We start from the raw sequence: 20,462 nt of genomic DNA on the forward strand, positions 1-20,462 counted from the left end.
CTTTTTTGGCGAAACCAACGAATGAATTAACCTTGGCAAACGAACGAATTATATTGGGCATTGACCCGGGAACGACCATAATGGGGTTTGGACTCATTCGTGTGGTCAACAAAAAGATGGAATTTATTCAACTCAATGAACTGTTGTTGAGTAAATACGATGATCATTATGTGAAGTTGAAAAAAATCTTTGAGCGTACGATTGAGTTAATCGATACCTATCATCCCGACGAAATTGCGATTGAAGCCCCATTTTTTGGTAAAAACGTGCAATCGATGTTGAAGTTGGGGAGAGCCCAAGGGGTAGCCATGGCGGCCGGACTCTCACGTCAGATTCCGATAACCGAATATGAGCCGAAGAAAATCAAAATGGCAATTACCGGTAACGGAAATGCCAGTAAAGAGCAAGTCGCCAAAATGTTGCAGCAACTATTAGGGTTAAAAGAATTACCTAAAAATCTCGATTCCACGGATGGTTTAGCCGCTGCGGTTTGTCATTTTTTCAATACAGGAAAGGTAGTTGCAGGCAAAAGTTATACGGGTTGGGATGCGTTTGTGAAACAGAATGAACATAGAATTAAATAATTTGAAGATTTGATAATTTGAAGATTACGGTCATTTTCAAATTTTCAAACGGATTAATTTCAAATCAATGAGCGGCATCTACCTCCATATTCCTTTTTGCAAACAAGCCTGTCACTATTGTGATTTCCACTTTTCGACTTCTTTGAAAAAAAAGGAAGCTATGGTGGCCATGATGGCACGTGAAATTGAACTACGAAAAGACTGGTTTGGGTCCTCAACCGTGATTGAAACGATTTACTTTGGTGGGGGTACGCCGAGTACACTGACGATTGCTGAACTTCTTTTTCTCATGGATTCGATCTACAAGTATTTCAAGGTGGTAGATCAACCCGAAATCACGCTGGAAGCCAATCCCGATGATTTGACGCCCGACTATTTACACGCTTTGGCACAAACGCCAGTGAATCGCTTATCCATTGGGGTACAATCCTTTTTTGAGGACGATTTGCGTTTGATGAATCGGGCCCACAATGCGCAGGAAGCGTTGGCCTGTTTGCAGTTGGCGACCACACTTTTTGATAACATCTCGTTGGATTTAATTTATGGAATTCCGGGGTTAACGAATGAAAAATGGATTGCGAATATTCAAACCGCTTTGCAATTGGGCGTGCCGCATATTTCGAGTTATGCCTTGACGGTCGAACCCAAAACCGCTTTGCATTCGTTTGTGCAAAAAGGGATTATTCCCAATCCCGATGATGGGCAAGCACAAGCGCAATTCTTGTTGTTGATTGACCAACTTGAAGCCGCGGGTTTTGTGCATTATGAGTTGTCGAATTTTGGTAAAGAAGGCTATTTTTCCAAAAATAATTCGGCCTATTGGTTAGGTAAACCGTATTTGGGCATTGGACCCGCAGCCCACAGTTTTAACGGCGTCCAACGCGGATGGAATATTTCCAACAACACCAAATACATTCAAGCACTCGAAGCCCATGTACTGCCTTTGGAGTTGGAAACCTTGTCTTTGACCGATCGCTACAATGAATACGTCATGACGGGATTGCGCACGATTTGGGGTGTCGATTTGCACCGCTTGGAAACCGAATTTGGTCCCCGATTTAAGAGTTATTTTTTACAACAAGCCGAAACGCATTTGGAAGACCATTTGTTGTATATCGACGGCGATATCGTTCGTACGACCCGCAAAGGCAAGTTTTTAAGTGACGGGATTGCGAGTGATTTGTTTCTATTGAATTTGTAATTTTTTAACCGCCAAGTGTGCCAAGTTATCGCGAAGTGCGCCAAGTTTTTTAAGCCATATAGAATATGAAAAATGAATGATTAAATCTTTGTTCGTTTACTTTAATGTTTCCTTCATTAACGACGGAAAAAAGATAATGGTTCATGAATAATAAATCTTTGTTTACTTTGCGATACCATAGTGCGCTTCGCAGTTAAATCAAAGCTTATGATCTTACAATTTGACACCTATACTTTCGACACCTCGCAGCCCATTGATATTTCGTTGCCCTTAACCAATTCAGAGGCCAATCCGATTGCGTGGTATTTGGAACAACCCGTGATCGAACCCGTACGTTTTGGGGATTGGGTAGGGAAAGTGGCAGCGGGGAGTTCGACCAACTTCAACAACATCCATTTCAATCCGCACGGGCATGGAACGCATACGGAATGTTTAGGACACATTACGCGCGATTTTTACAGTGTGAATCAAAGTTTGACAACCTTTTTTTTCCGTGCCGAATTGATTTCGATTGCCCCTGAAATTCATGCAGGTGACAGAATGATTACGAAAACTCAGGTCGCAAAGGCATTGGAAGGGGCTACTCCCGAAGCGGTGGTGATTCGCACCTTACCCAATTTGGCCTTCAAAAAGCATCAAAACTATTCCCATACCAATCCGCCCTTTTTGGCTGAAGAAGCAGCTCATTTTTTACGTGAAATGGGGGTCAAGCATTTGTTGATTGATTTGCCCAGTGTCGATCGGGAGGAAGATGGTGGTGCTTTGGTGGCGCACAAAGCGTTTTGGAATGTAAAAGATGTTCACCAACTGAATGCCGATGCCCGTTTGGATTGCACGATTACCGAATTGGTTTTTGTGTCCGATACGGTTCCTGATGGGAGCTATATACTGAATTTACAAATCGCCTCGTTTGAAAATGATGCGTCACCTAGTAAACCGGTTTTGTATGCTTTGTGCAGTGTTCAGTGAACAGTAAACAGTGTACAGTAAACAGTGAACAGTATACAGTAAACAGTATACAGTGATTAGAGGACCATTTTAAAAACACATTATGGATATACAGCAACTTTACGACTATTGCCTTTCCAAAAAAGGAGTGACGGAGCATTTTCCGTTTGATGAAGATACGTTGGTATTTAAAGTGATGGGGAAAATGTTTTGTTTGGCATCCTTACAAGAGTGGGAAAAAGGGCATCCTACGATCAATATAAAGTGCGATCCCGACTATGCCGAGGAGTTACGCGCCGATTTTGAAAGTGTGCAACCTGGCTATCATTCCAATAAAAAGCATTGGAATACGGTCTATGTCAATCGCGAACTACCCGATAAGAAAATCATTCATTTCATCCATCATTCCTATGAGTTGGTGGTGTCGAAGTTGCCTAAAAAGGAACGGGAAGCACTTCGCGATTTGTAGTCCATATTTTTAAAAGAAATCAAAAGGAATACACGTAAAATTCAATTTAGGCATTACTTTTGTACTCAACCGACCCGTTTAAAAACGAATAAAGACCATGTTAGATCATCTTAAAAAAATTCTCAACGAAGACCAAGATCCCAAAGCCATTGAAAAAATCACGGCTAAATTGGAAAATCTGTTAATGTCCCATGAAGAAGTGGGCTATATTGCGGTTCAAAAGAAACCCGCCATTACCGTTTTTCCCGACAGTATTGTGGTGACCAATAAGCGCATCATTTTATGTAAACCCAAAAACTTGGGCTTGTCTATGGAATTTGTGGATTACGATTGGAATGACATTGCCGGGACTTTCGTCAAAGAAGGGATTTTAGGTTCGGACTTTACCTTTACTACCCAATCCGACTTAACGCATACGGTAGATTATTTGCCTAAAAATCAAGCACGCAAACTCTATACGTTTGCCAAAGAACAATTGGATGCCTTAAAAAATCCGGGGGTTACGCCAACGGCAGCCCCTGTGGTTGAAACGCCTAAGGCCGAAACAACCCCCGAAACCGTCGAAGAGCCCGAGGTAGAGGAAGTGCACGATTTTGCCGAAATCATTCCCGTTGCGCAATCCGGGTATCGCGATGAAAAGCAATTTCCCGAGGCAGCGGCAGCACATAATCTTGCCGAACTTTCGCAAGATGCCTTGTTTGAAAAATTACAAAACTACAAGAAACTCCTCGACAACGGACTTATTCTTCAAGGGGAATACGATCGTTTGAAAGCCGAAATTTTAAAGTATCTCTAATCCTAGATAATACAGATTAATCGAAATGTGCATTCATTTTATCGATGCACATTTTTTATTTTTATAAAATTCGTCTACAGCTAATATGTTTTAATCGACTTTTCTAAGGAATGCTTAAGAGTTACGTTTTAATACCTGATATTTGATTAAATTTCCATTATAATGAATGCGTTAACACACTTGTTGTTGTTAGAGGACGACGCAATAGAAATCATGAAATTTGAACGTGTTATACAAAAGTTAGATACCTCGTTTACCTTATCTATTGCCAATAATGGAGCTATTGCTCTTGATATGCTACAACAAACAAAAGAACATTTGCCCGAGTTAATTCTTTTAGATTTGAATATGCCCAATTTCAATGGGATAGAATTTTTACGAAGTGTTAAAAAAGAAGCGGCTTGGTGTCATATTCCGTGTGTGGTTTTGACCACGTCCGATAATCGAATTGATTTAATGGATTGTTATCGAGAAGGCATTGCAGGGTATTTTTTGAAACCCTTGCGTTACGACGATTACGTGGCGCTAATTCAATCCATTCTGGCGTATTGGAGTAATAGTCATTTAGTTTAAATATCACTATGTACGGTATTTTTATCAACGCAATTAAAGAATATGCGATCCAAAATGAAGGATTTGAGATTTGGCATCAAGTATGTATCGCTGCCGGTTTGGAAGATGATTTTTTTATCAACTCCGAGTTTTATCCCGATCCGATTCTTGAAAATATTTTAAAAGGGCTGCTTCACTTTTCTGGTAAAACTACGGCCGATTTGTATTACCATATTGGATATTGGTGGGCGTTGCATTCGGTGCCCAAATTGTATTTGGGAAAATTAGAAAAAGGAGTTCCCGCTTACCGTCAATTTCTTTTGGATTTTCCTCTTTTTATCAATCGATTATCCTTGATTTATGAGAAATTGAATTTAACGCATTTTCGATCGGTAAATTATTCCCAAGATGCTATCGACTTTTTTCACACGCCTTACCGACTCAAAGAACCTCTTTTTTCAGTAGGTGTTTTACAAGGTTTTGCTGCCTTGTTTGCCATTCCTGAAGCCGCTTTTTCGTTGCAACAATTGGAGGCTGTAGATGAATCGTTTCATTTTCGTATCGTTTTTTTATGAGCGCTTCCATGTTTCATTTTGATCGGGATACTTTCTCTACGTTATTTCCATTCTATATGGTGGTAGACAAAAATCGGATGCTGCGTCACTTCGGCCCAAGTCTTCATAAAATGGTGCCCGAACTGCAAGAGAATACGTCGTTTGAAACCTATTTTCAATTCAAAAATCCTATCGTGCCTCAAGGAAAAGCGATTGATTTTGAAAAGTTAACAGACTCTTTGCTGGTCATCAATGTGATTACACAATCACGTACCTTTTTGCGCGGTCAATTTCTTGAGCATCACGATGAGTATCTTTTTGTGGGTTCCCCATGGGTTTCTAATATTGAGGAATTGCACGAGAAGAAGTTAGACATTGGTGATTTTGCCTACCACGATTCAAGTATCGATATGCTCAATATGTTGCGAAGTTTAGAAATCAGCAACAGCGATTTGAAATACATGGTACACGCCATTTCGGGTCAGAAAAAAGAATTACAACGCGACAAGGAGGAAATTAAAAAGTTGTCTTTAGTTGTAAGCACCAATGAAAACGGGGTGGTGCTTTCCGATTTTCATGGTGAAATATTCTGGGTGAACTCTTCGTATTTAAAAATGACTGGGTATTGCGAGGAAGAAGTACTTGGTAAAACCCTGTATGATTTGGGCGTAATGGAGCACACCGATAAAAATACCCTGCACCAAATGGTGGTAGCCTTTCGTGATGCCCAATGGTTTGATTTTGAAGTGCAACATAAACTTCGTGATGGCGGTGCTTTTTGGGCGCGTATCAAAGGGCAACCCGTATTTGATCAACTTGGAAATTTCATCGAATATTATACGATCATTGAGGATATTACGCCCAAGAAGGAAATGGAAGATCGATTACGAGAATCTGAACAACGTTTGCGAACGTTGATACTTAACCTTCATGATGGTATTTTGTTGGAAGATGAAAACCGACACATTTTACTGGTCAATCAAAAGTTTTGCTCCATGTTTGACATACCCGTTGATCCTGAGTATTTGATTGGAGCCGATTGTTCTAATTCTGCTCAAGAATCCAAATTATACTTCAAAGATCCCGAGGGATTTGTACAACGGATTGAGGAAGTCTTAGTGCAAAAAGAAACCGTTATCAATGAGGTCTTGGAGCTAAAGGATGGCCGTTATTATTCTCGTTCTTATATTCCGATTGTCATCGACGAAGTACATAAAGGGCACCTTTGGGCCTATCAAGACATCACGTTGGAACGCAATTTTCAGGAGAATTTGAATTATGAAAAAGAAAAGTACCGACGCATCATTGAAAACATGAATATTGGATTGTTGGAGGTGGATAATGACGATAATATTCTGTTAACCAACCAACGTTTTTGCGCTATGAGTGGATTTACTCCAGAGGAATTGATAGGTAAAAAAGGAGTTGATGTTTTTCTAAACGAAGAAACCCGACGCTTACTCACTGAAAAATCAGAACTGCGTAAAAGTAAGATTTCCGATTCATATGAATTGGAAGTGACAGATAGTAATGGAGAGGAGCGCGTTTGGTTGGTCAGCGGTGGTCCGAATTACGATATTAAGGGATCGGTAATAGGGTCGATTGGACTTCATTTTGATGTTACGGAGACCCGAAATTTGGAAAGGCTTCGTGAGGAGTTGTTGGCTAAGTTAGAACAACAAAACCGACAGTTAAATGAGTATGCTCAAATTGTATCCCACGATTTAAAGTCACCATTGCGAAGCATCCATTCCCTTATCACCTTCATCAAAGAGGATAGCGATAAAGCATTTAATGCCGTTACGGCACAATATTTTGAATTGATTCAGGAAAAAGTAGAAAAAATGGAGCGCCTTATTCAAGGAATTCTATCCTATTCGCGGATTGATCATACCGAATACAAAACTGAACGCATCGATTTGAATCAATTGCTTCAATCGGTTACCTCAATCATAGAAGTTCCTCAGCACATGAGTATTCGCGTGCTACGAGAATTTCCTAGTCTAAAGGGAGATGCCTATCGCTTACAACAGGTTTTTCTCAACTTAATAACAAATGCCATTTTATATAATGATAAAGCCGAAGGATGGGTCGAAATTGACTATTTAGAGGAACCACAACAGTATATTTTTAGCATTCGAGACAACGGTAAAGGCATTCATGAAAAAGATGTAAAACGAATTTTCAAAATGTTTGAATCCCTTAATCCTAATGACCGTTCTACGGGAATTGGTCTCACCATCGTTAAGAAGATTCTCGACGATATGCAAGAAACGATACATCTTGAAAGTGAGCCTGGCGTAGGCAGTGTATTTTATTTTACCCTTCATAAAGATGGCACACGAACAACCTAATTTAGACTATGTACATCGTTTGGCCGACGGCGATACGTTTTTAAAAAAGCGGTTAATTGCTGTGATGGTTTCCGAATTTAAGGCTGATTACGACGAATATAAAAATGCAAGTGCTGAATTTGATTTTAAGAAAATAATTACATTTGTACATCGACTCAAGCACAAGATTGGATTTTTAGGCATGGAATATTCGTATCAAATTGCCCACAAATATGAAGAAGAGTTGCATAAAAATGAGGGACGCCTCGCGCCTGAATTTGAACATATTATGAGTCAAATTAAGCACTTTGTTAATACCTTAGAGGAATGATGAAATGTATTATTGTAGACGATGAGTTGTTAGCTCGTGAAGTATTAAGTCATTTGGTCTTAAAAACACCTGATCTTGTTATTGATGGTGTGTTTACCAATGCCATTGAAGTGATGAAATACTTAAATACGAATCCGGGCTTGGATGTGATTTTTTTGGATATTCACATGCCCAACTTCTCAGGATTTGATTTTTTGCAAACCATCAAGAATCCGCCTTTGGTTATATTGGTGACCAATGATAAAAACTTAGCATTGGAAGCTTTCAATTTTGATTGTATAGTAGATTATTTGGTTAAACCCATTACACAAACCCGTTTTGAAAAGGCGATGCAACGGGTACGTCAGAAAAAAGCACTACCCGCCAACCAAAAATCCATAACCCCAAAAATCACTCAAGAAATCTATGTAAATATTGATAAACGCCTTATAAAAATTGATCTTAGTAGTATCGATTATATAAAAGCCAATGGCGATTATGTTATTATCAAAACAGAGACTCAAAATTATGTAGTACATACTACGTTGACCAAATTACAAGCCAAACTTCCCCCTGAGGTTTTTGTAAAAACCCATCGTTCATTCATCATTAATTGTGCGAAGATTATCGATATTAAGGATTCGACGGTATTAATTGGGAAAGAAATCATTCCTGTTAGTAAGAATAATCGCATAAATCTTATCGAACGAATCAATCTTATTTGATGGTAATACAGCATTTCGTCGACAGGTAAGCATATTCCGACGCCAGATAATCCATTGAAATCGAAAAAAAATATTTGACAAAACCTTCCTTAGTAGCTTTGGTGTAATAAAATTACAATCCCCAAACTACCGTGGATAAAGTCATATTTAACAATAATTTAGGTGTGCTCTCGGAATCCTTTTTTTGCCTAAGCGATCAAGGCATTATTCGTACCTTTTCGTATGACCAATTTCGAAAAGTACAATTACACAAATTCCGAGATAATACCGCCAACGTTCTTATTCTTTTAATTTCGGTAGTTACTTTATTGTGCGCCTATATGGTGCATGCACAGCCAATAATTATTATTGGAATCGCGTTATTTTTTGGTTTGTTTTTTACGTTTAATTTACTTTTAAATAAAAAGTATGTGTACAAAATCCAGTTGATAACCACCAATTATCAACCGATAAACGTAAAAGTACGTTATGAATGGCGTGAAGATGCAAAATTATTGGTCAAGAAAGTTAAGTCACGTTTGCAAACTGAGGATACGTATCTGAAAGCGGTATAATGGGTGCGAAACACCACATTGTTGTATACGATACGACCAAAGGTTTTTCTTCTTTTGTTAAAAAGCATTTTGGAAAAACCTATCCCTTAGCTACCTGTACGTCGAAAAACAAATTCAGTACAGAAGAATTTAAAAGCTATACTATTTGCTTTTTTATTGTCAATGATATCGGCGACCTCTTAAATTTAGTGCGCTTAAACACTTTGGAGATTCCAGTGGTCGTGGGCACAGCAAGTCATATTTTGGATACCAAAATTGATTTTGTAAAAAACGAACGAATGTACGCTTTGGATTTTAGTCAAAGTAAAGAAGAGTTAATCCTCCAATTACAACACTACCTCCAAGTCTTACCATAAAGGGTTGAATTTCTTCTAGGAGTTTTAGAGTGTGCTCCTTTAAGATTTGGATACTAACCGGGTTCTGCAGTAGGCGGCAGATGTTTTTTAGGGTTATAAAATAAATCCCGGTTAGTGCTACCCAATTTAGTTAGCTAAAAGTCCCAATTGGGACTTTTTTTATTTTAAAACTTTTTTCTGTTGCGCTACAAATCCATCGGCTTGCAGTTGCAGTAATTCCCTTGCGCCTTTCCGTTTGTAGTCATATAAGGCTTTATCTTCCCGAAGATCAGCATATACCCGATCATAAATCGCAGCATCGGTTTGTTGTTGTTGCATACTCTGATAGCGGTTTTGCTCCAAAACCGTTTTCAATGCCATTTCTTGTTCTTCTACTTTAAAATCATATTCACCCTTGGGCGACAACAGTTTGGCAATTACGGGTGCCGTTTCAATGGCCAAAAACAAGAGCATGATAAAAAATGAGGGCAGAAAAGGCAATTTCCCCAACGCATTAATCCGCGCCATGAGTCCGTCAAACCCATCAATAACAGGCTGTGTTTCACTCACTTTTTGATCCACATCAGCTTGTAAGGTTTTGGCCCGTGCCTCGCGCTCAGCGATGGTGGCAGCTGATACTTTTTTCAACGAATCCAGCTGTATAGCGGCTCGGTCATAAGCGGCGCGTTTTTCTTTGTAAATCGGACCCTTCCCCATTTTCTTGGTGCCTGCAGTGCCTTCCGCTTCAGTGATGTAGGCTTGGTACAAGGCAGTGACTTCTTTCTCTTTGGTGGTGATTGAACGCTTTACGCTATCCATCGCAGCTTGGTTTTGGTCCAAATCCGATTTATACAAATTGGCCACTTGTATTTTGTTGGCTAGAGCCATATCGTTCTTTTCTTTGAGAATGACGGTGTTGATTTCTTTTTCAAAAATCTTGATTTCCAAGGGTTTCGAAATCACGATGGCGATAATCAACGCCAACGCAATACGCGGTGAAGCTTGTATGAATTCATCCAATAAAGAGTCGCGCTTTTTTAACGTCGACACGATAAAGCGGTCCAAATTAAAAATCAGCAACCCCCATACGAGTCCGAAAGCCGTCGCGATATAATAATTGTCAAATACGGTGAAGAGCGCATAACTCCCCGCCAAAAAAGCCATAAAAGCCGTGAAAAATACAGTGGCGCCAATGCCGGCATACTTGTTTTGCTCGCCATTACTACAGCCGGCAATTAGGTCTTTGTCCACGCCCGAACAAAGCAAGAAGAAACGTTTTAACATGATGATTGATTTTTGATTGATGATGATAATACAAAAGTAACGCCAAAAATGGCCTCATGGTATTATTAGCGCAAAACAATTCAATTAAATTGTTGAAATACAGCAACTTTATTTTTTTTTGGCAGCAGCATGTTTTTTTGTCCCGATGAAAGTCGGGTCCCGTCATCCGTTGCTATCGGCTCCACTGCGTTCTGCCGGATTTCCACTCCTACCGGGGCTGGGTTGAACGGTTTTTGTACCGTAAGGAAAATTCTTTGGATTTATCTGTCGTTTTGCTGTGCAGCTCTTCCGCGTGAGGGATGGAAGTAAGGTGCCGCGCACCACGGACAGCCCGACCCCGTGGCACCTACTCGATGCAACCTTGAAGGCGAATCACGGGGGCACGCCCCAAAAAAAAGCTGCCTCTTTCGAAACAGCTTCTGGGGTTATTTGCTTAATTCCACAAAGTATTTGTAAAACAGCGGAATCGTTTCAATCCCTTTGAGGTAGTTGAAAATGCCATAATGTTCGTTGGGCGAGTGGATGGCATCGCTGTCGAGTCCGAATCCCATTAAGATGGTTTTGGACTTTAATTCTTTTTCAAAAAGCGCGACAATCGGAATACTTCCTCCAGAACGCACGGGAATCGCAGGCAAGCCAAAGGTTTCGGTATACGCTTTGTTGGCGGCTTGATATCCAATGCTATCGATGGGTGTCACATAGCCTTGTCCCCCGTGATGAGGTGTCACTTTGACTTTGACTCCAGCGGGAGCGATGCTTTCGAAGTGTTGGGCAAAGAGCTCGGTGATTTCTTCCCAGTCTTGGTGTGGCACCAAACGCATGGAGATTTTGGCATAGGCTTTACTCGCAATAACCGTTTTGGCGCCTTCACCAGTGTATCCTCCCCAAATACCGTTGACATCGAGTGTGGGACGAATCGAGTTGCGTTCGTTGGTCGAATACCCCGCTTCGCCATAGACGTCGGCAATGTCCAGGGCTTTTTTGTATGCGTCCTCACTGTACGGACGTTTCGCCATTTCGGCACGCTCGGCCGCTGACAATTCTTCAACTTTATCGTAAAAACCGGGAATCGTAATATGGTTGTTTTCGTCGTGTAGGGATGCAATCATTTTGGACAAAACGTTGATCGGGTTGGCTACTGCTCCGCCATACAAGCCCGAATGCAAGTCGCGGTTAGGGCCAGTCACTTCAACTTCCACATAACTCAATCCGCGTAAACCTGTGGTAATCGACGGCTGTTGGTTGGAAATCATGCCTGTGTCGGAGATTAGAATCACGTCGTTGGCCAATTTTTCTTGGTTGCGTTCCACAAACCAGCTCAACGATTTGGACCCGACTTCTTCTTCGCCTTCGATCATAAATTTGACGTTACAGGGCAAGGTGTTGGTTTGAATCATATACTCAAACGCTTTGACGTGCATGAACATTTGTCCTTTATCGTCGCAAGCCCCGCGGGCGAAGATGGCGCCTTCAGGGTGGATTTCAGTGGTTTTGATTACCGGTTCAAACGGCGGAGAATCCCACAAATCGATCGGGTCGGGCGGTTGTACATCGTAATGGCCATAGACCAATACGGTAGGCAAATTGGGGTCGATAATTTTTTCGCCATAAACGATAGGGTAGCCGGGCGTTTCACACAGTTCGACTACATCACAGCCGGCACGGAGCAGACTTTCTTTAACCGCATTGGCCATGTCAATGACATCTTGCGCGTAAGCACTGTCGGCACTAACGGAGGGAATTTTAAGAATTTCAATGAGTTCGTTGATAAAACGATCTTTATGGGTTTGAACGTATTGTTTAATCGTGTCCATGTTTGATTTTTAATTACTACCTTCAAAGATACAAATTCAAAAGCCAATCTTTTTCATTTCTAAATCGCAATTTTCACCTGAGCTACTTTTTTTTCGAAATTGAATGTTGAGGTTTGCAAATTCAAAATAATGCCTATATTTGCACTCACCATTTTGCGGGTGTGGCGAAATTGGTAGACGTGCCAGACTTAGGATCTGGTGCCGCAAGGCGTGTAGGTTCGAGTCCTATTACCCGCACAAAGTCCAGACAACAGTCTGGATTTTTTTTTGGTGTGTAGGTTCCCCCGAATCCTCGGGGCTATCACCCGCACAAAGTCCAGACAACAGTCTGGATTTTTTTTTGGCGTGTAGTTTCCCCCGAATCCTCGGGGCTATCACCCGCACAAAGTCAAGACAACAGTCTGGATTTTTTTTTGGCGTGTAGTTTCCCCCGAATCCCCGGGGCTATCACCCGCACAAAAATCCAGACAACAGTCAGGATTTTTTTTCGTATAGGTTCCCCCGAAGTGTAGTTTATCCCGAGAGGATCGATTCGGGAGGTTTTTCAACTTTATAAAAATTTAAGCGATCTCCAATTTTTCGTCTACAGTTAATAACGTTTTGTCTTTCTGTTAAGAACTTGTTCTTATAAAGATTAACATTATCAAAAGCTTACTTATTTTTGTACCATTCCGGTTAGGGTTTATGAAAAAGAGTACCGTTATGATTGCATTAATAGTAGCATTTATAGGTATTGTCCTTGTGACAGGCGCCTTATTTTATTTATATAGTTCCAACGAAGTCGCCAAAACCAAGCACCAAACGGGCGAATTGAAAGTGGATCGTGCCTACCGAGCGATTGAAGACAACAAGAAGATATCGTCGAAACAAAAGAGCACTTGGTCGAAAACGAGACCAAGTTAGAAGAGGTCAAGCCCAACCTCGAAGCCCAAATTGCCTCCGATAATATTCCGATTGTAGAGGTCACCGAGACCGATCTCAGTAAATCGCGTGAAGTCAATGACGCCCCGAAAAAAAGGGGAGCGTCTGACCTACATCCATCAACTTAAATTCAATTTGGTGAATACGGGTAAATTCTCGTTGAAGGATGTTATTTTTTCAATAAAAGATATCTATACCGAAAATGGAGCCAGCGGTAAAAAGAGGGCGAAAGATTACAGCTATATGGGGCGCACCTTTAGTACCGAAGATGTGGGAGCGTATCAAAATGTAGAAATTCCAACGCTCAATTTAAAGTCCAAAAAGCAAGTGTATGTGTGTAATTTACCTTCCAGCTTCGGGGTAGGCGATTATTATTTTGGCCTAATTTTGGAGTGGAATGGGGGGGTGCCAAATGCATGTCCATATCGAAGAACTCAACGGGAAACTCAAATTCCGATATCAATTTTATGACATCGATGGGAAAGCTATTGATTTCAAAAAAGTGGAAGAAAAGATGAAACCATAAAAAAAAGCCCCACATTCGGGGCTTTTCATTTATTTTGTGGAATCCATCCAACGTTGTACTTTTTGTTCCAATAAAGCAAGGGGCATCACGCCCGATTCCAAAACAATTTGATGGAATTTTTTGATGTCAAAGCGTTTGCCCATCTCCTTTTCGGCTTTTTTTCGCAGTTCCATAATTTTTAGCTGCCCAATTTTATACGATAGTGCTTGTCCTGGAATGGCCATATAACGCTCGATTTCGGCGATAATGCTTGCTTCACTTTCAGCTTCGTTGGCCAAAGAATACGCGATGGCTTGTTCACGAGTCCATCCTTTGGTGTGAATTCCGGTGTCGACTACCAAACGAATGGCGCGGTGCATTTCGCTGCTCAACATGCCAAAATATTGGTACGGATCGCGGTACAATCCCAATTCAAGTCCTAAACTTTCGGTATACAACGCCCAGCCTTCGCCATACGCACCAAACCAGTTGAATTTTTGGAAGTCAGGGAGACTTTTATTTTCTTGTTGCAACGAAATTTGGAAGTGATGGCCAGGTATGGCTTCGTGTAAAAACAAATCTTCATCCCCATAGTAATTGTATTTAGTCACGTCGGGAATGGGAACATAGAAAGTCCCAGGACGCGATCCGTCAGTCGCACCTTGCACATATTCGGCACTGGCTGTTTTTTCACGAAAAGCCTCCGTGCGTTTAACGCGAAAAGGCGTTTTGGGTTGCAAAGCAAATAACTTATCCACATTGGGCTTAATGGTCGTGTGAATTTTTTCAAAATTGGCGATCACTTCGTCAGGCGATTTGAACGGCATGAGTTCTTTTTTGTTGCGAACAAAATCGAAAAATTCGATGATACTGCCTTTAAATCCAACTTGGTTTTTTACCTTTTCCATCTCATTTTTAATGCGTGCAACCTCTTGCAGTCCCAATTGATGAATTTCATCGGGGGTTTTGGTCGTTGTTGTCCATTGCTTGGCAAGGGCGGCATACCAATCTTTTCCTCCTTCTAAACTACCGATACCACTGCTTTTGCGCGTTTGTGGCAAATAATCGTTTTTCAAGAAAGCAACCATTCGTTGAAACGAGGGAATCAATTGGTTTTGAATCGTTTCGCGGTAGGCTTTAGTCAAATTTTGTTGTGTTGCCGCATCAATAGTGGAGGGTAATTTGGTGATTGCGGTGAAGTACAAATGGTCTTCCGGCTTTTCGGTGACCATGTCTTCAAACTGAGGAATCAATTTTTCGGTCAATGCTTTGGGAAGCACGCACCCTTTTTTTATTCCTTTTTTCATCGCCACTTGCGCCGAATCCATCCACACGGCAAACAATTCCATTCGGCGTAAAAAGTTGCGGTAATCTTTTTCATTTTTAAAAGGTTGCGCACTTTCAGCTCCCGCATACTGTCCCATCGTTAAATGCGTTCCCGAGAATTGATTGATGGGAATGTAATGCGTGGGATGCTTTAAAAGATCTTCCCCCACAGCTACTTCCCATTGAATGATATCGTAACTAATTTTTTCTTCAGCTGTTAGCGATTTGTAGTCTACATCCGCCAGTTGTGCTTTGGTTTGGGTGTAGAACTCTTTTTGCGCTTTTCGATAACTCACGGTCATTTCAAATTGCAATTGGTCGTTGAATTTCGACTGACCATTTACCGTGGCATCCAAGGGATTAAGACGGTTTTTGCCTTCAAAATAGGTTTGAGTTATCTTCGAAAAATCAACTTTAGTCTTATTTTTTTGACAACCAATGACACCAAATAGTCCCAACAGGAACAGAAATACTATTTTTTTCATGCTTTACGAATTTAGCGCTTCAACCACGATTTCGGAATCTTTAAGCATGTCTTTCAACATGTTCTCTATTCCATTTTTGAGGGTAAAGGTAGAGGAGGGACAACCGTTGCAAGAACCTTGCAATACCACTTTTACTCGCTTCGTATTTTCATCAAAGGAATCAAATAGAATATTGCCCCCATCGGCCGCAACGGCTGGTTTTACATATTCTTCCAAGATGTTGATTATTTGTTGCGAGGTGGTATCCAAATGGTCAAAATTTTTGATTTGCTGTTTTTCCTGTTGTGGGGCTTGTTCCAAAAGGCTTTCCTCTACGACCACCCCTCCGTTTTCAATATATTCTTTGATAAATGTGCGCAATTCTAATGTCACTTCATCCCAAGATGCGATGTCATATTTGGTAATAGAGATATAATTTTCGTCGAAAAACAGTTCTTTGACAAATGGAAATTGAAACAAAGCTTGCGCTAGGGGAGATACTTTGGTTGCATCAATATTTTTAAATTCGACCGCTTGAGGCGTTATTTTTCGATTGACGACAAATTTCAAAGTTGCAGGATTAGGGGTGGTTTCCCCATAAACAGAAATTGGAATCTTCTTTGGAGCAGTATCTTCCAAAAGTACTTTTCCGCCTTGAGCCAAGAAGTTTTCTATTTGTTCGGCGACTTCCTCTTGCACATCGGCCCATTCTACAATACTAAATCGTTCAATGGCTACAAAGTTCCCTGAAATATAAACTGTTTTTACAAAAGGCAAGTAAAACAATTTTTGTGCTAGCGGTGAATTTTGAGCTTCGTCAATGTTTTTAAATTCATAATTTTTACCGCGGGTAAAAAAATCAGAAAATTCAAATTTTAAAATCGTAGGATTTTGGGTTTCTTTTATCGTAATTTTCATGTGTTTAAGGCTAATTTCTGCAAATTTAACAAAGTTATTTTTTGAGAATATTTATATTTGAAGTTTTAAACAATTAATTAACAAAATTACCGTTTCAGATGAATCGTTTTTTTTGTTTCAAATAAGATTCGAATGAGAGGAAAATTACTTCTTTTTTTATTGGGAATGCAACTTGGATTCTCACAAGCTATTAATGTAGATCTAACTACCTATACTGTACCTCAATTAGTTAGCCAAGTTCTTTTTTCAGGAGGTTCAGGTGGAGCAGCCTGTGTGGGGACCATTTCTAATGTAACGTGGAGTACGGGAACTAACTTTGGATCCGTAACAGCAGGGCAACCCGATAATGGAATCGGTTATTTTACCAATGTGAATACCACTTTTCCATTGGCCAACGGAGTGATATTAAGTACGGGTAGGGCTACAGCTGCTGCCGGTCCAAATGCCAATACACAAAGTAATGGCGCTTTTACATGGCCTGGGGACACAGAACTTTTTGATTATATAGATGCCTTAGGAATTGACCCTCAGTTAAATAGTTACAATAATGCAACGATTCTAGAGTTTGATTTTATTCCTTTTGCCAACAGTATGAGTTTTGACTTTTTGTTTGCTTCGGAAGAATATGGAACATTTCAATGTGATTACTCTGATGCCTTTGCGTTTTTTCTTCAAAATACTACACAAGGAACCCCAGTAACAAATTTAGCGCTAGTACCAAATACTCCTGATCCAATATCGGTGACTACTATTCGAAGTGATGCTTATAACACGACTTGTGGGTCTGTTAATCAAAATTTCTTTGGAGTTTATAATGTTGTTGGGCCAGCGATTACAGCCACAAATTTCAATGGACATACCATTCGAATGACAGCTTCTTCAGCGGTTGTTCCAAATGAAACGTATCATATTAAATTAGTTATTGCTGATCGAAATGACCAAAGTTTTGATTCCGCTGTATTTTTAGCAGGAGGAAGTTTTGATATCGGGGAGTTAGAAATTGCTTCCGATCCAACATCGGGTGGCTTGCCAGGGTTTACGTTGGCAGCAGGAACTGCTTTGTGTTCGGGAAGTCCACAAGATATTGTTGTGGGAACTTTGATTCCTGGGGCCACTTACAATTGGTTTAACGGAACAACTTTAGTGCAATCAGGCCCCTCTAACGTACTGTCAGTAACACAAGCAGGGACGTATTCCGTAGAAGTAATTGCGCCGGGAGGATGTCAGATTCCAGTTTCAAACTCGTTTTTGGTAGAAACCTATCCATTATTACCTGCTGGAACTCCTTTAGATTTGTTTAATGTAGGGTTGAATACTATCTTCAATCTTTCTTCAAACACTCCAATAATCCTCAATGGTATTCCAAACCCTGGAGACTTTGCGGTAAGTTATTATTTAAGTCTCACGGATTTGCAAAACCAACAGAATGAAATAACCAATATCAATGCGTATCCTTCATTATCCAATGGACAAACTATTTACGCATTAGTGTACGATCAATTCGGAACATATCCTTGTTTGACGGTTCGCACTTTTACCTTGAATTATGCTGCGGTATGCGAAACAATTACAAATCCTACTAGTAATCAAGTGTTGTGTGAGGGTGCAGATCCTACCGTATTTAGTGTAACTACCGATGCTACAGCAGCAAACTCTATCAAGTTTGTTTATTTCAATGCCCCTCAAACAGGGGATACAATGTACTCTGGTGGAACTCTATTGGGGACAGTAACTCCAGCAGCAGGGGTCGCTACCTTCGATGCAGGTGTACTTGGAACATTAGGTTCTTTGCCGAATGTACCAGGTAACTACTATGTATATGCAGTTTTGAATCCAACTCCCTCGGATGCAACCTGTCGTCCGAATCAAGTAATCCAAGTCGTGGTGAATGACGGGGCAAACGCAGGTACAGATGGTTCACTTACTATTTGTGAAACCAATACAGCTACGATTAATTTAAATACCCTCATCTCAGGTCAAGATCCTGGAGGAACTTGGATAAGAACATTGGGAACAGGTGGAGTTTTCAATGCTGCGGCAGGGTCATTTACCCCTACAGCAGGAAGTACTTCGAGTACCTTTACATATACGGTTAACGGAGTGCCACCTTGTCCAAATGACTCTAGTGTGGCTTCTGTAATTATCAATTCTCAACCTGATGCAGGCCTTGATGGGCAAATTCAAATTTGTGAAACAAGTGCCACTACAATCAATTTATTCTCTTTAATTTCTGGAGAAGAAGCGGGCGGTACATGGATTCGCACTACAGGTACTGGCGGTATTTTTAACACAACTGCTGGAACATTTACACCGACTCCTGGAGTAACTACCAGCACATTTACATATACTATTGTAGGCACAACCCCTTGTGTTGACGATAGTAGTATAGCAACAGTAAATGTTGTTTCACAGCCTAATGCGGGTACTAGCGGATCGGTTTCTATTTGTAGCAATGATCCTTCAACTATAGACTTGAATACAGTTATTTCAGGTCAGCAAACTGGAGGTATTTGGACAAGAACGACAGGAACTGGAGGTGTTTTCAATGCCGCTTCGGGGACTTTCACCCTTACCGTGGGAGCTACTTCAAGTTCGTTTACCTACACCATCCCTGGAATTCTTCCTTGTGGACCCTCATCAAGTGTGGCTTCTGTGAACATAGTGCCACAATCTAATGCAGGGGTTGATGGCGCTACAACTGTTTGTGAAACAAGCACTGTTGCTGTAGATTTATCCTCATTAATCACAGGGGAACAAACAGGGGGGACTTGGACAAGAACCTTAGGAACAGGAGGTGTTTTCAATGCGGCGGGGACATTTACACCTGCTCTTGGAGCCACCTCAAGTGTGTTTACCTATACTTTAACGGGAACTACGCCTTGTGCAAATGATTCTAGTGAAGTAGTAATTACTATTCAACCACAGCCTCAAGCGGGTATCGATGGCGCTTTGACCATTTGTAATACAAACTCGACAGTTGTCGATTTATTTTCGCTAATTACAGGTGAGCAAACGGGTGGAACATGGACAAGAACGACCGGTACAGGTGGATTGTTTAATGCTGCTTTAGGGGCATTTACCCCTTCCCCAACAACTACTTCAAGTACTTTTACCTATACCGTAAGTGGCGTAGCTCCGTGTATTGCGGATAGTAGTGTTGCTACGCTTACAGTCAATGTTCAGCCTACTTCGGGGAATGACGGTTCTATTGCGGTTTGTGAAACAAGTACCGCGGCTGTCAATCTATCTTCCCTGATCACAGGGGAACAACCGGGAGGGATATGGACTCGTACCACTGGAACTGGTGGTGCTTTTGATGCTTTAGCAGGTACATATACTCCTGCAGTTGGTGCCACCACAAGTACATTTACCTACACGGTCACTGGTATTTCTCCTTGTGGACCCGATTCAAGTATTGCTACGGTTTCTATTTCAGTAGCCCCCAATGCAGGAAATGACGGCTCATTAACGGTATGTCAGTCCACAACTCCTATCAACTTAGCCGATATTATCACCGGTGAGCAAGTGGGTGGTTCTTGGATTCGAACAGGAGGTACAGGGGGAATTTTTAATGCTGCTGCTGGAACATTTGTACCTAGTTTCAATGCGACTCCAAGCACCTTTACTTATACGGTTTCTGGCGTTGCTCCATGTTTATCCGATAGTAGTATTGCTACCGTGAATCCCATCACCGCCCCCACAGCCAACACCCCCACCGCTTACGAAGTGTGTGACGACAACAACGATGGAGTGGCGTGTACTTTTGTGTTGGGCACGAAGACTCCGGAGATCACCACCAACCCCAACGTGCAGGTGAGTTACCACTTAACGCCTACCGATGCGCAAACCGGCTTTAATCCGATTGCGCC

Annotated in this window: 19 protein-coding genes and 1 tRNA gene; 16 read left to right on the plus strand and 4 right to left on the minus strand. The window is 41.1% G+C overall.

The annotated features are described in order from the left end of the window. Positions 1 to 32 precede the first annotated feature (32 nt). The 12 genes from ruvC to Q0037_RS07280 all read left to right on the plus strand — a co-directional run bounded on the left by ruvC (position 33) and on the right by Q0037_RS07280 (position 9,382). A complete protein-coding gene (gene ruvC, locus Q0037_RS07225) occupies positions 33 to 584 on the plus strand; it encodes a crossover junction endodeoxyribonuclease RuvC (RefSeq protein WP_297516993.1) in 552 nt (183 codons plus the stop codon). A 67-nt stretch (positions 585 to 651) separates the two neighbouring features. Beyond that, a complete protein-coding gene (gene hemW / locus Q0037_RS07230; RefSeq protein WP_297516976.1) occupies positions 652 to 1,785 on the plus strand; it encodes a radical SAM family heme chaperone HemW in 1,134 nt (377 codons plus the stop codon). A 207-nt stretch (positions 1,786 to 1,992) separates the two neighbouring features. Next, positions 1,993 to 2,754: a cyclase family protein gene (locus Q0037_RS07235; RefSeq protein WP_297516977.1), complete on the plus strand. Its 762-nt coding sequence runs from the start codon at positions 1,993 to 1,995 to the stop codon at positions 2,752 to 2,754. Positions 2,755 to 2,836: 82 nt separating this feature from the next. Then, positions 2,837 to 3,202, plus strand: coding sequence for an MmcQ/YjbR family DNA-binding protein (locus Q0037_RS07240; protein ID WP_297516978.1), 366 nt, complete (start codon positions 2,837 to 2,839; stop codon positions 3,200 to 3,202). Between the two features lie 97 nt (positions 3,203 to 3,299). Continuing rightward, the gene (locus Q0037_RS07245) at positions 3,300 to 3,998 is read left to right on the plus strand and encodes a PH domain-containing protein (RefSeq protein ID WP_297516979.1); all 699 of its coding nucleotides are present in this window, start codon (positions 3,300 to 3,302) and stop codon (positions 3,996 to 3,998) included. Positions 3,999 to 4,160: 162 nt separating this feature from the next. Next, complete coding sequence (locus tag Q0037_RS07250; RefSeq protein WP_297516980.1) at positions 4,161 to 4,571, plus strand: response regulator; 411 nt, start codon at positions 4,161 to 4,163, stop codon at positions 4,569 to 4,571. An 8-nt stretch (positions 4,572 to 4,579) separates the two neighbouring features. Further along, on the plus strand, positions 4,580 to 5,125 hold the full coding sequence (locus Q0037_RS07255) for a heme NO-binding domain-containing protein (protein ID WP_297516981.1): 546 nt from the start codon (positions 4,580 to 4,582) through the stop codon (positions 5,123 to 5,125). After that, positions 5,122 to 7,458, plus strand: a complete 2,337-nt coding sequence (locus Q0037_RS07260) for a PAS domain S-box protein (protein WP_297516982.1) — start codon at positions 5,122 to 5,124, stop codon at positions 7,456 to 7,458. Before Q0037_RS07255 ends, Q0037_RS07260 begins: the two co-directional genes overlap by 4 nt. Then, on the plus strand, positions 7,439 to 7,768 hold the full coding sequence (locus Q0037_RS07265; protein WP_297516983.1) for an Hpt domain-containing protein: 330 nt from the start codon (positions 7,439 to 7,441) through the stop codon (positions 7,766 to 7,768). Before Q0037_RS07260 ends, Q0037_RS07265 begins: the two co-directional genes overlap by 20 nt. Further along, the gene (locus tag Q0037_RS07270) at positions 7,765 to 8,472 is read left to right on the plus strand and encodes a LytR/AlgR family response regulator transcription factor (protein ID WP_367274084.1); all 708 of its coding nucleotides are present in this window, start codon (positions 7,765 to 7,767) and stop codon (positions 8,470 to 8,472) included. The genes Q0037_RS07265 and Q0037_RS07270 overlap by 4 nt, the downstream gene beginning before the upstream one ends. 131 nt (positions 8,473 to 8,603) lie before the next feature. Next, positions 8,604 to 9,026 (plus strand): hypothetical protein, encoded by a 423-nt coding sequence (locus tag Q0037_RS07275; protein ID WP_297516984.1) that lies wholly within the window; start codon positions 8,604 to 8,606, stop codon positions 9,024 to 9,026. Next, on the plus strand, positions 9,026 to 9,382 hold the full coding sequence (locus tag Q0037_RS07280) for a hypothetical protein (protein ID WP_297516985.1): 357 nt from the start codon (positions 9,026 to 9,028) through the stop codon (positions 9,380 to 9,382). The genes Q0037_RS07275 and Q0037_RS07280 overlap by 1 nt, the downstream gene beginning before the upstream one ends. Before the next feature lie 159 nt (positions 9,383 to 9,541). Here the strand turns inward: Q0037_RS07280 and Q0037_RS07285 are convergent, their stop codons facing one another. Both Q0037_RS07285 and Q0037_RS07290 read right to left on the minus strand, forming a co-directional pair. After that, positions 9,542 to 10,645 carry a DUF4407 domain-containing protein gene (locus Q0037_RS07285; RefSeq protein WP_297516986.1) on the minus strand — a complete coding sequence of 368 codons (1,104 nt, stop codon included), beginning with the start codon at positions 10,643 to 10,645 and terminating at the stop codon, positions 9,542 to 9,544. Positions 10,646 to 11,070: 425 nt separating this feature from the next. Then, a complete protein-coding gene (locus Q0037_RS07290) occupies positions 11,071 to 12,459 on the minus strand; it encodes a dipeptidase (protein WP_297516987.1) in 1,389 nt (462 codons plus the stop codon). Between the two features lie 155 nt (positions 12,460 to 12,614). Between Q0037_RS07290 and Q0037_RS07295 the strand changes: the two genes are divergently transcribed. The 3 genes from Q0037_RS07295 to Q0037_RS07305 all read left to right on the plus strand — a co-directional run bounded on the left by Q0037_RS07295 (position 12,615) and on the right by Q0037_RS07305 (position 13,851). Further along, positions 12,615 to 12,696, plus strand: a tRNA-Leu gene (locus tag Q0037_RS07295). A 465-nt stretch (positions 12,697 to 13,161) separates the two neighbouring features. Then, the gene (locus Q0037_RS07300) at positions 13,162 to 13,362 is read left to right on the plus strand and encodes a hypothetical protein (RefSeq protein ID WP_297516988.1); all 201 of its coding nucleotides are present in this window, start codon (positions 13,162 to 13,164) and stop codon (positions 13,360 to 13,362) included. A 96-nt stretch (positions 13,363 to 13,458) separates the two neighbouring features. Then, positions 13,459 to 13,851: a hypothetical protein gene (locus tag Q0037_RS07305; RefSeq protein ID WP_297516989.1), complete on the plus strand. Its 393-nt coding sequence runs from the start codon at positions 13,459 to 13,461 to the stop codon at positions 13,849 to 13,851. An 84-nt stretch (positions 13,852 to 13,935) separates the two neighbouring features. On the opposite strand, the gene Q0037_RS07310 is transcribed toward Q0037_RS07305, so the two are convergent. After that, positions 13,936 to 15,696, minus strand: a complete 1,761-nt coding sequence (locus tag Q0037_RS07310) for a DUF885 family protein (RefSeq protein ID WP_297516990.1) — start codon at positions 15,694 to 15,696, stop codon at positions 13,936 to 13,938. 3 nt (positions 15,697 to 15,699) lie between these two features. Further along, entirely contained in the window at positions 15,700 to 16,593 is an 894-nt protein-coding gene (locus Q0037_RS07315) for a NifU N-terminal domain-containing protein (RefSeq protein WP_297516991.1), read from the minus strand. A 132-nt stretch (positions 16,594 to 16,725) separates the two neighbouring features. On the opposite strand from Q0037_RS07315, the gene Q0037_RS07320 reads away from it, so the two are divergent. Continuing rightward, positions 16,726 to 20,462, plus strand: a 3,737-nt coding sequence (locus Q0037_RS07320; RefSeq protein ID WP_297516992.1) for a choice-of-anchor L domain-containing protein, incomplete at its 3' end; no start/stop codon positions are given.

Source organism: Flavobacterium sp., from assembly GCF_027482425.1.
Classification (GTDB): Bacteria; Bacteroidota; Bacteroidia; order Flavobacteriales; family Flavobacteriaceae; genus Flavobacterium.

Coding starts and splice junctions, on each gene's coding strand:
- hemW (WP_297516976.1), top strand. CDS start 652: ATGAGCGGCATCTACCTCCATATTCCTTTTTGCAAACAAGCCTGTCAC.
- Q0037_RS07235 (WP_297516977.1), top strand. CDS start 1,993: ATGATCTTACAATTTGACACCTATACTTTCGACACCTCGCAGCCCATT.
- Q0037_RS07240 (WP_297516978.1), top strand. CDS start 2,837: ATGGATATACAGCAACTTTACGACTATTGCCTTTCCAAAAAAGGAGTG.
- Q0037_RS07245 (WP_297516979.1), top strand. CDS start 3,300: ATGTTAGATCATCTTAAAAAAATTCTCAACGAAGACCAAGATCCCAAA.
- Q0037_RS07250 (WP_297516980.1), top strand. CDS start 4,161: ATGAATGCGTTAACACACTTGTTGTTGTTAGAGGACGACGCAATAGAA.
- Q0037_RS07255 (WP_297516981.1), top strand. CDS start 4,580: ATGTACGGTATTTTTATCAACGCAATTAAAGAATATGCGATCCAAAAT.
- Q0037_RS07260 (WP_297516982.1), top strand. CDS start 5,122: ATGAGCGCTTCCATGTTTCATTTTGATCGGGATACTTTCTCTACGTTA.
- Q0037_RS07265 (WP_297516983.1), top strand. CDS start 7,439: ATGGCACACGAACAACCTAATTTAGACTATGTACATCGTTTGGCCGAC.
- Q0037_RS07270 (WP_367274084.1), top strand. CDS start 7,765: ATGATGAAATGTATTATTGTAGACGATGAGTTGTTAGCTCGTGAAGTA.
- Q0037_RS07280 (WP_297516985.1), top strand. CDS start 9,026: ATGGGTGCGAAACACCACATTGTTGTATACGATACGACCAAAGGTTTT.
- Q0037_RS07285 (WP_297516986.1), bottom strand. CDS start 10,645: ATGTTAAAACGTTTCTTCTTGCTTTGTTCGGGCGTGGACAAAGACCTA.
- Q0037_RS07290 (WP_297516987.1), bottom strand. CDS start 12,459: ATGGACACGATTAAACAATACGTTCAAACCCATAAAGATCGTTTTATC.
- Q0037_RS07300 (WP_297516988.1), top strand. CDS start 13,162: ATGATTGCATTAATAGTAGCATTTATAGGTATTGTCCTTGTGACAGGC.
- Q0037_RS07305 (WP_297516989.1), top strand. CDS start 13,459: ATGACGCCCCGAAAAAAAGGGGAGCGTCTGACCTACATCCATCAACTT.
- Q0037_RS07310 (WP_297516990.1), bottom strand. CDS start 15,696: ATGAAAAAAATAGTATTTCTGTTCCTGTTGGGACTATTTGGTGTCATT.
- Q0037_RS07315 (WP_297516991.1), bottom strand. CDS start 16,593: ATGAAAATTACGATAAAAGAAACCCAAAATCCTACGATTTTAAAATTT.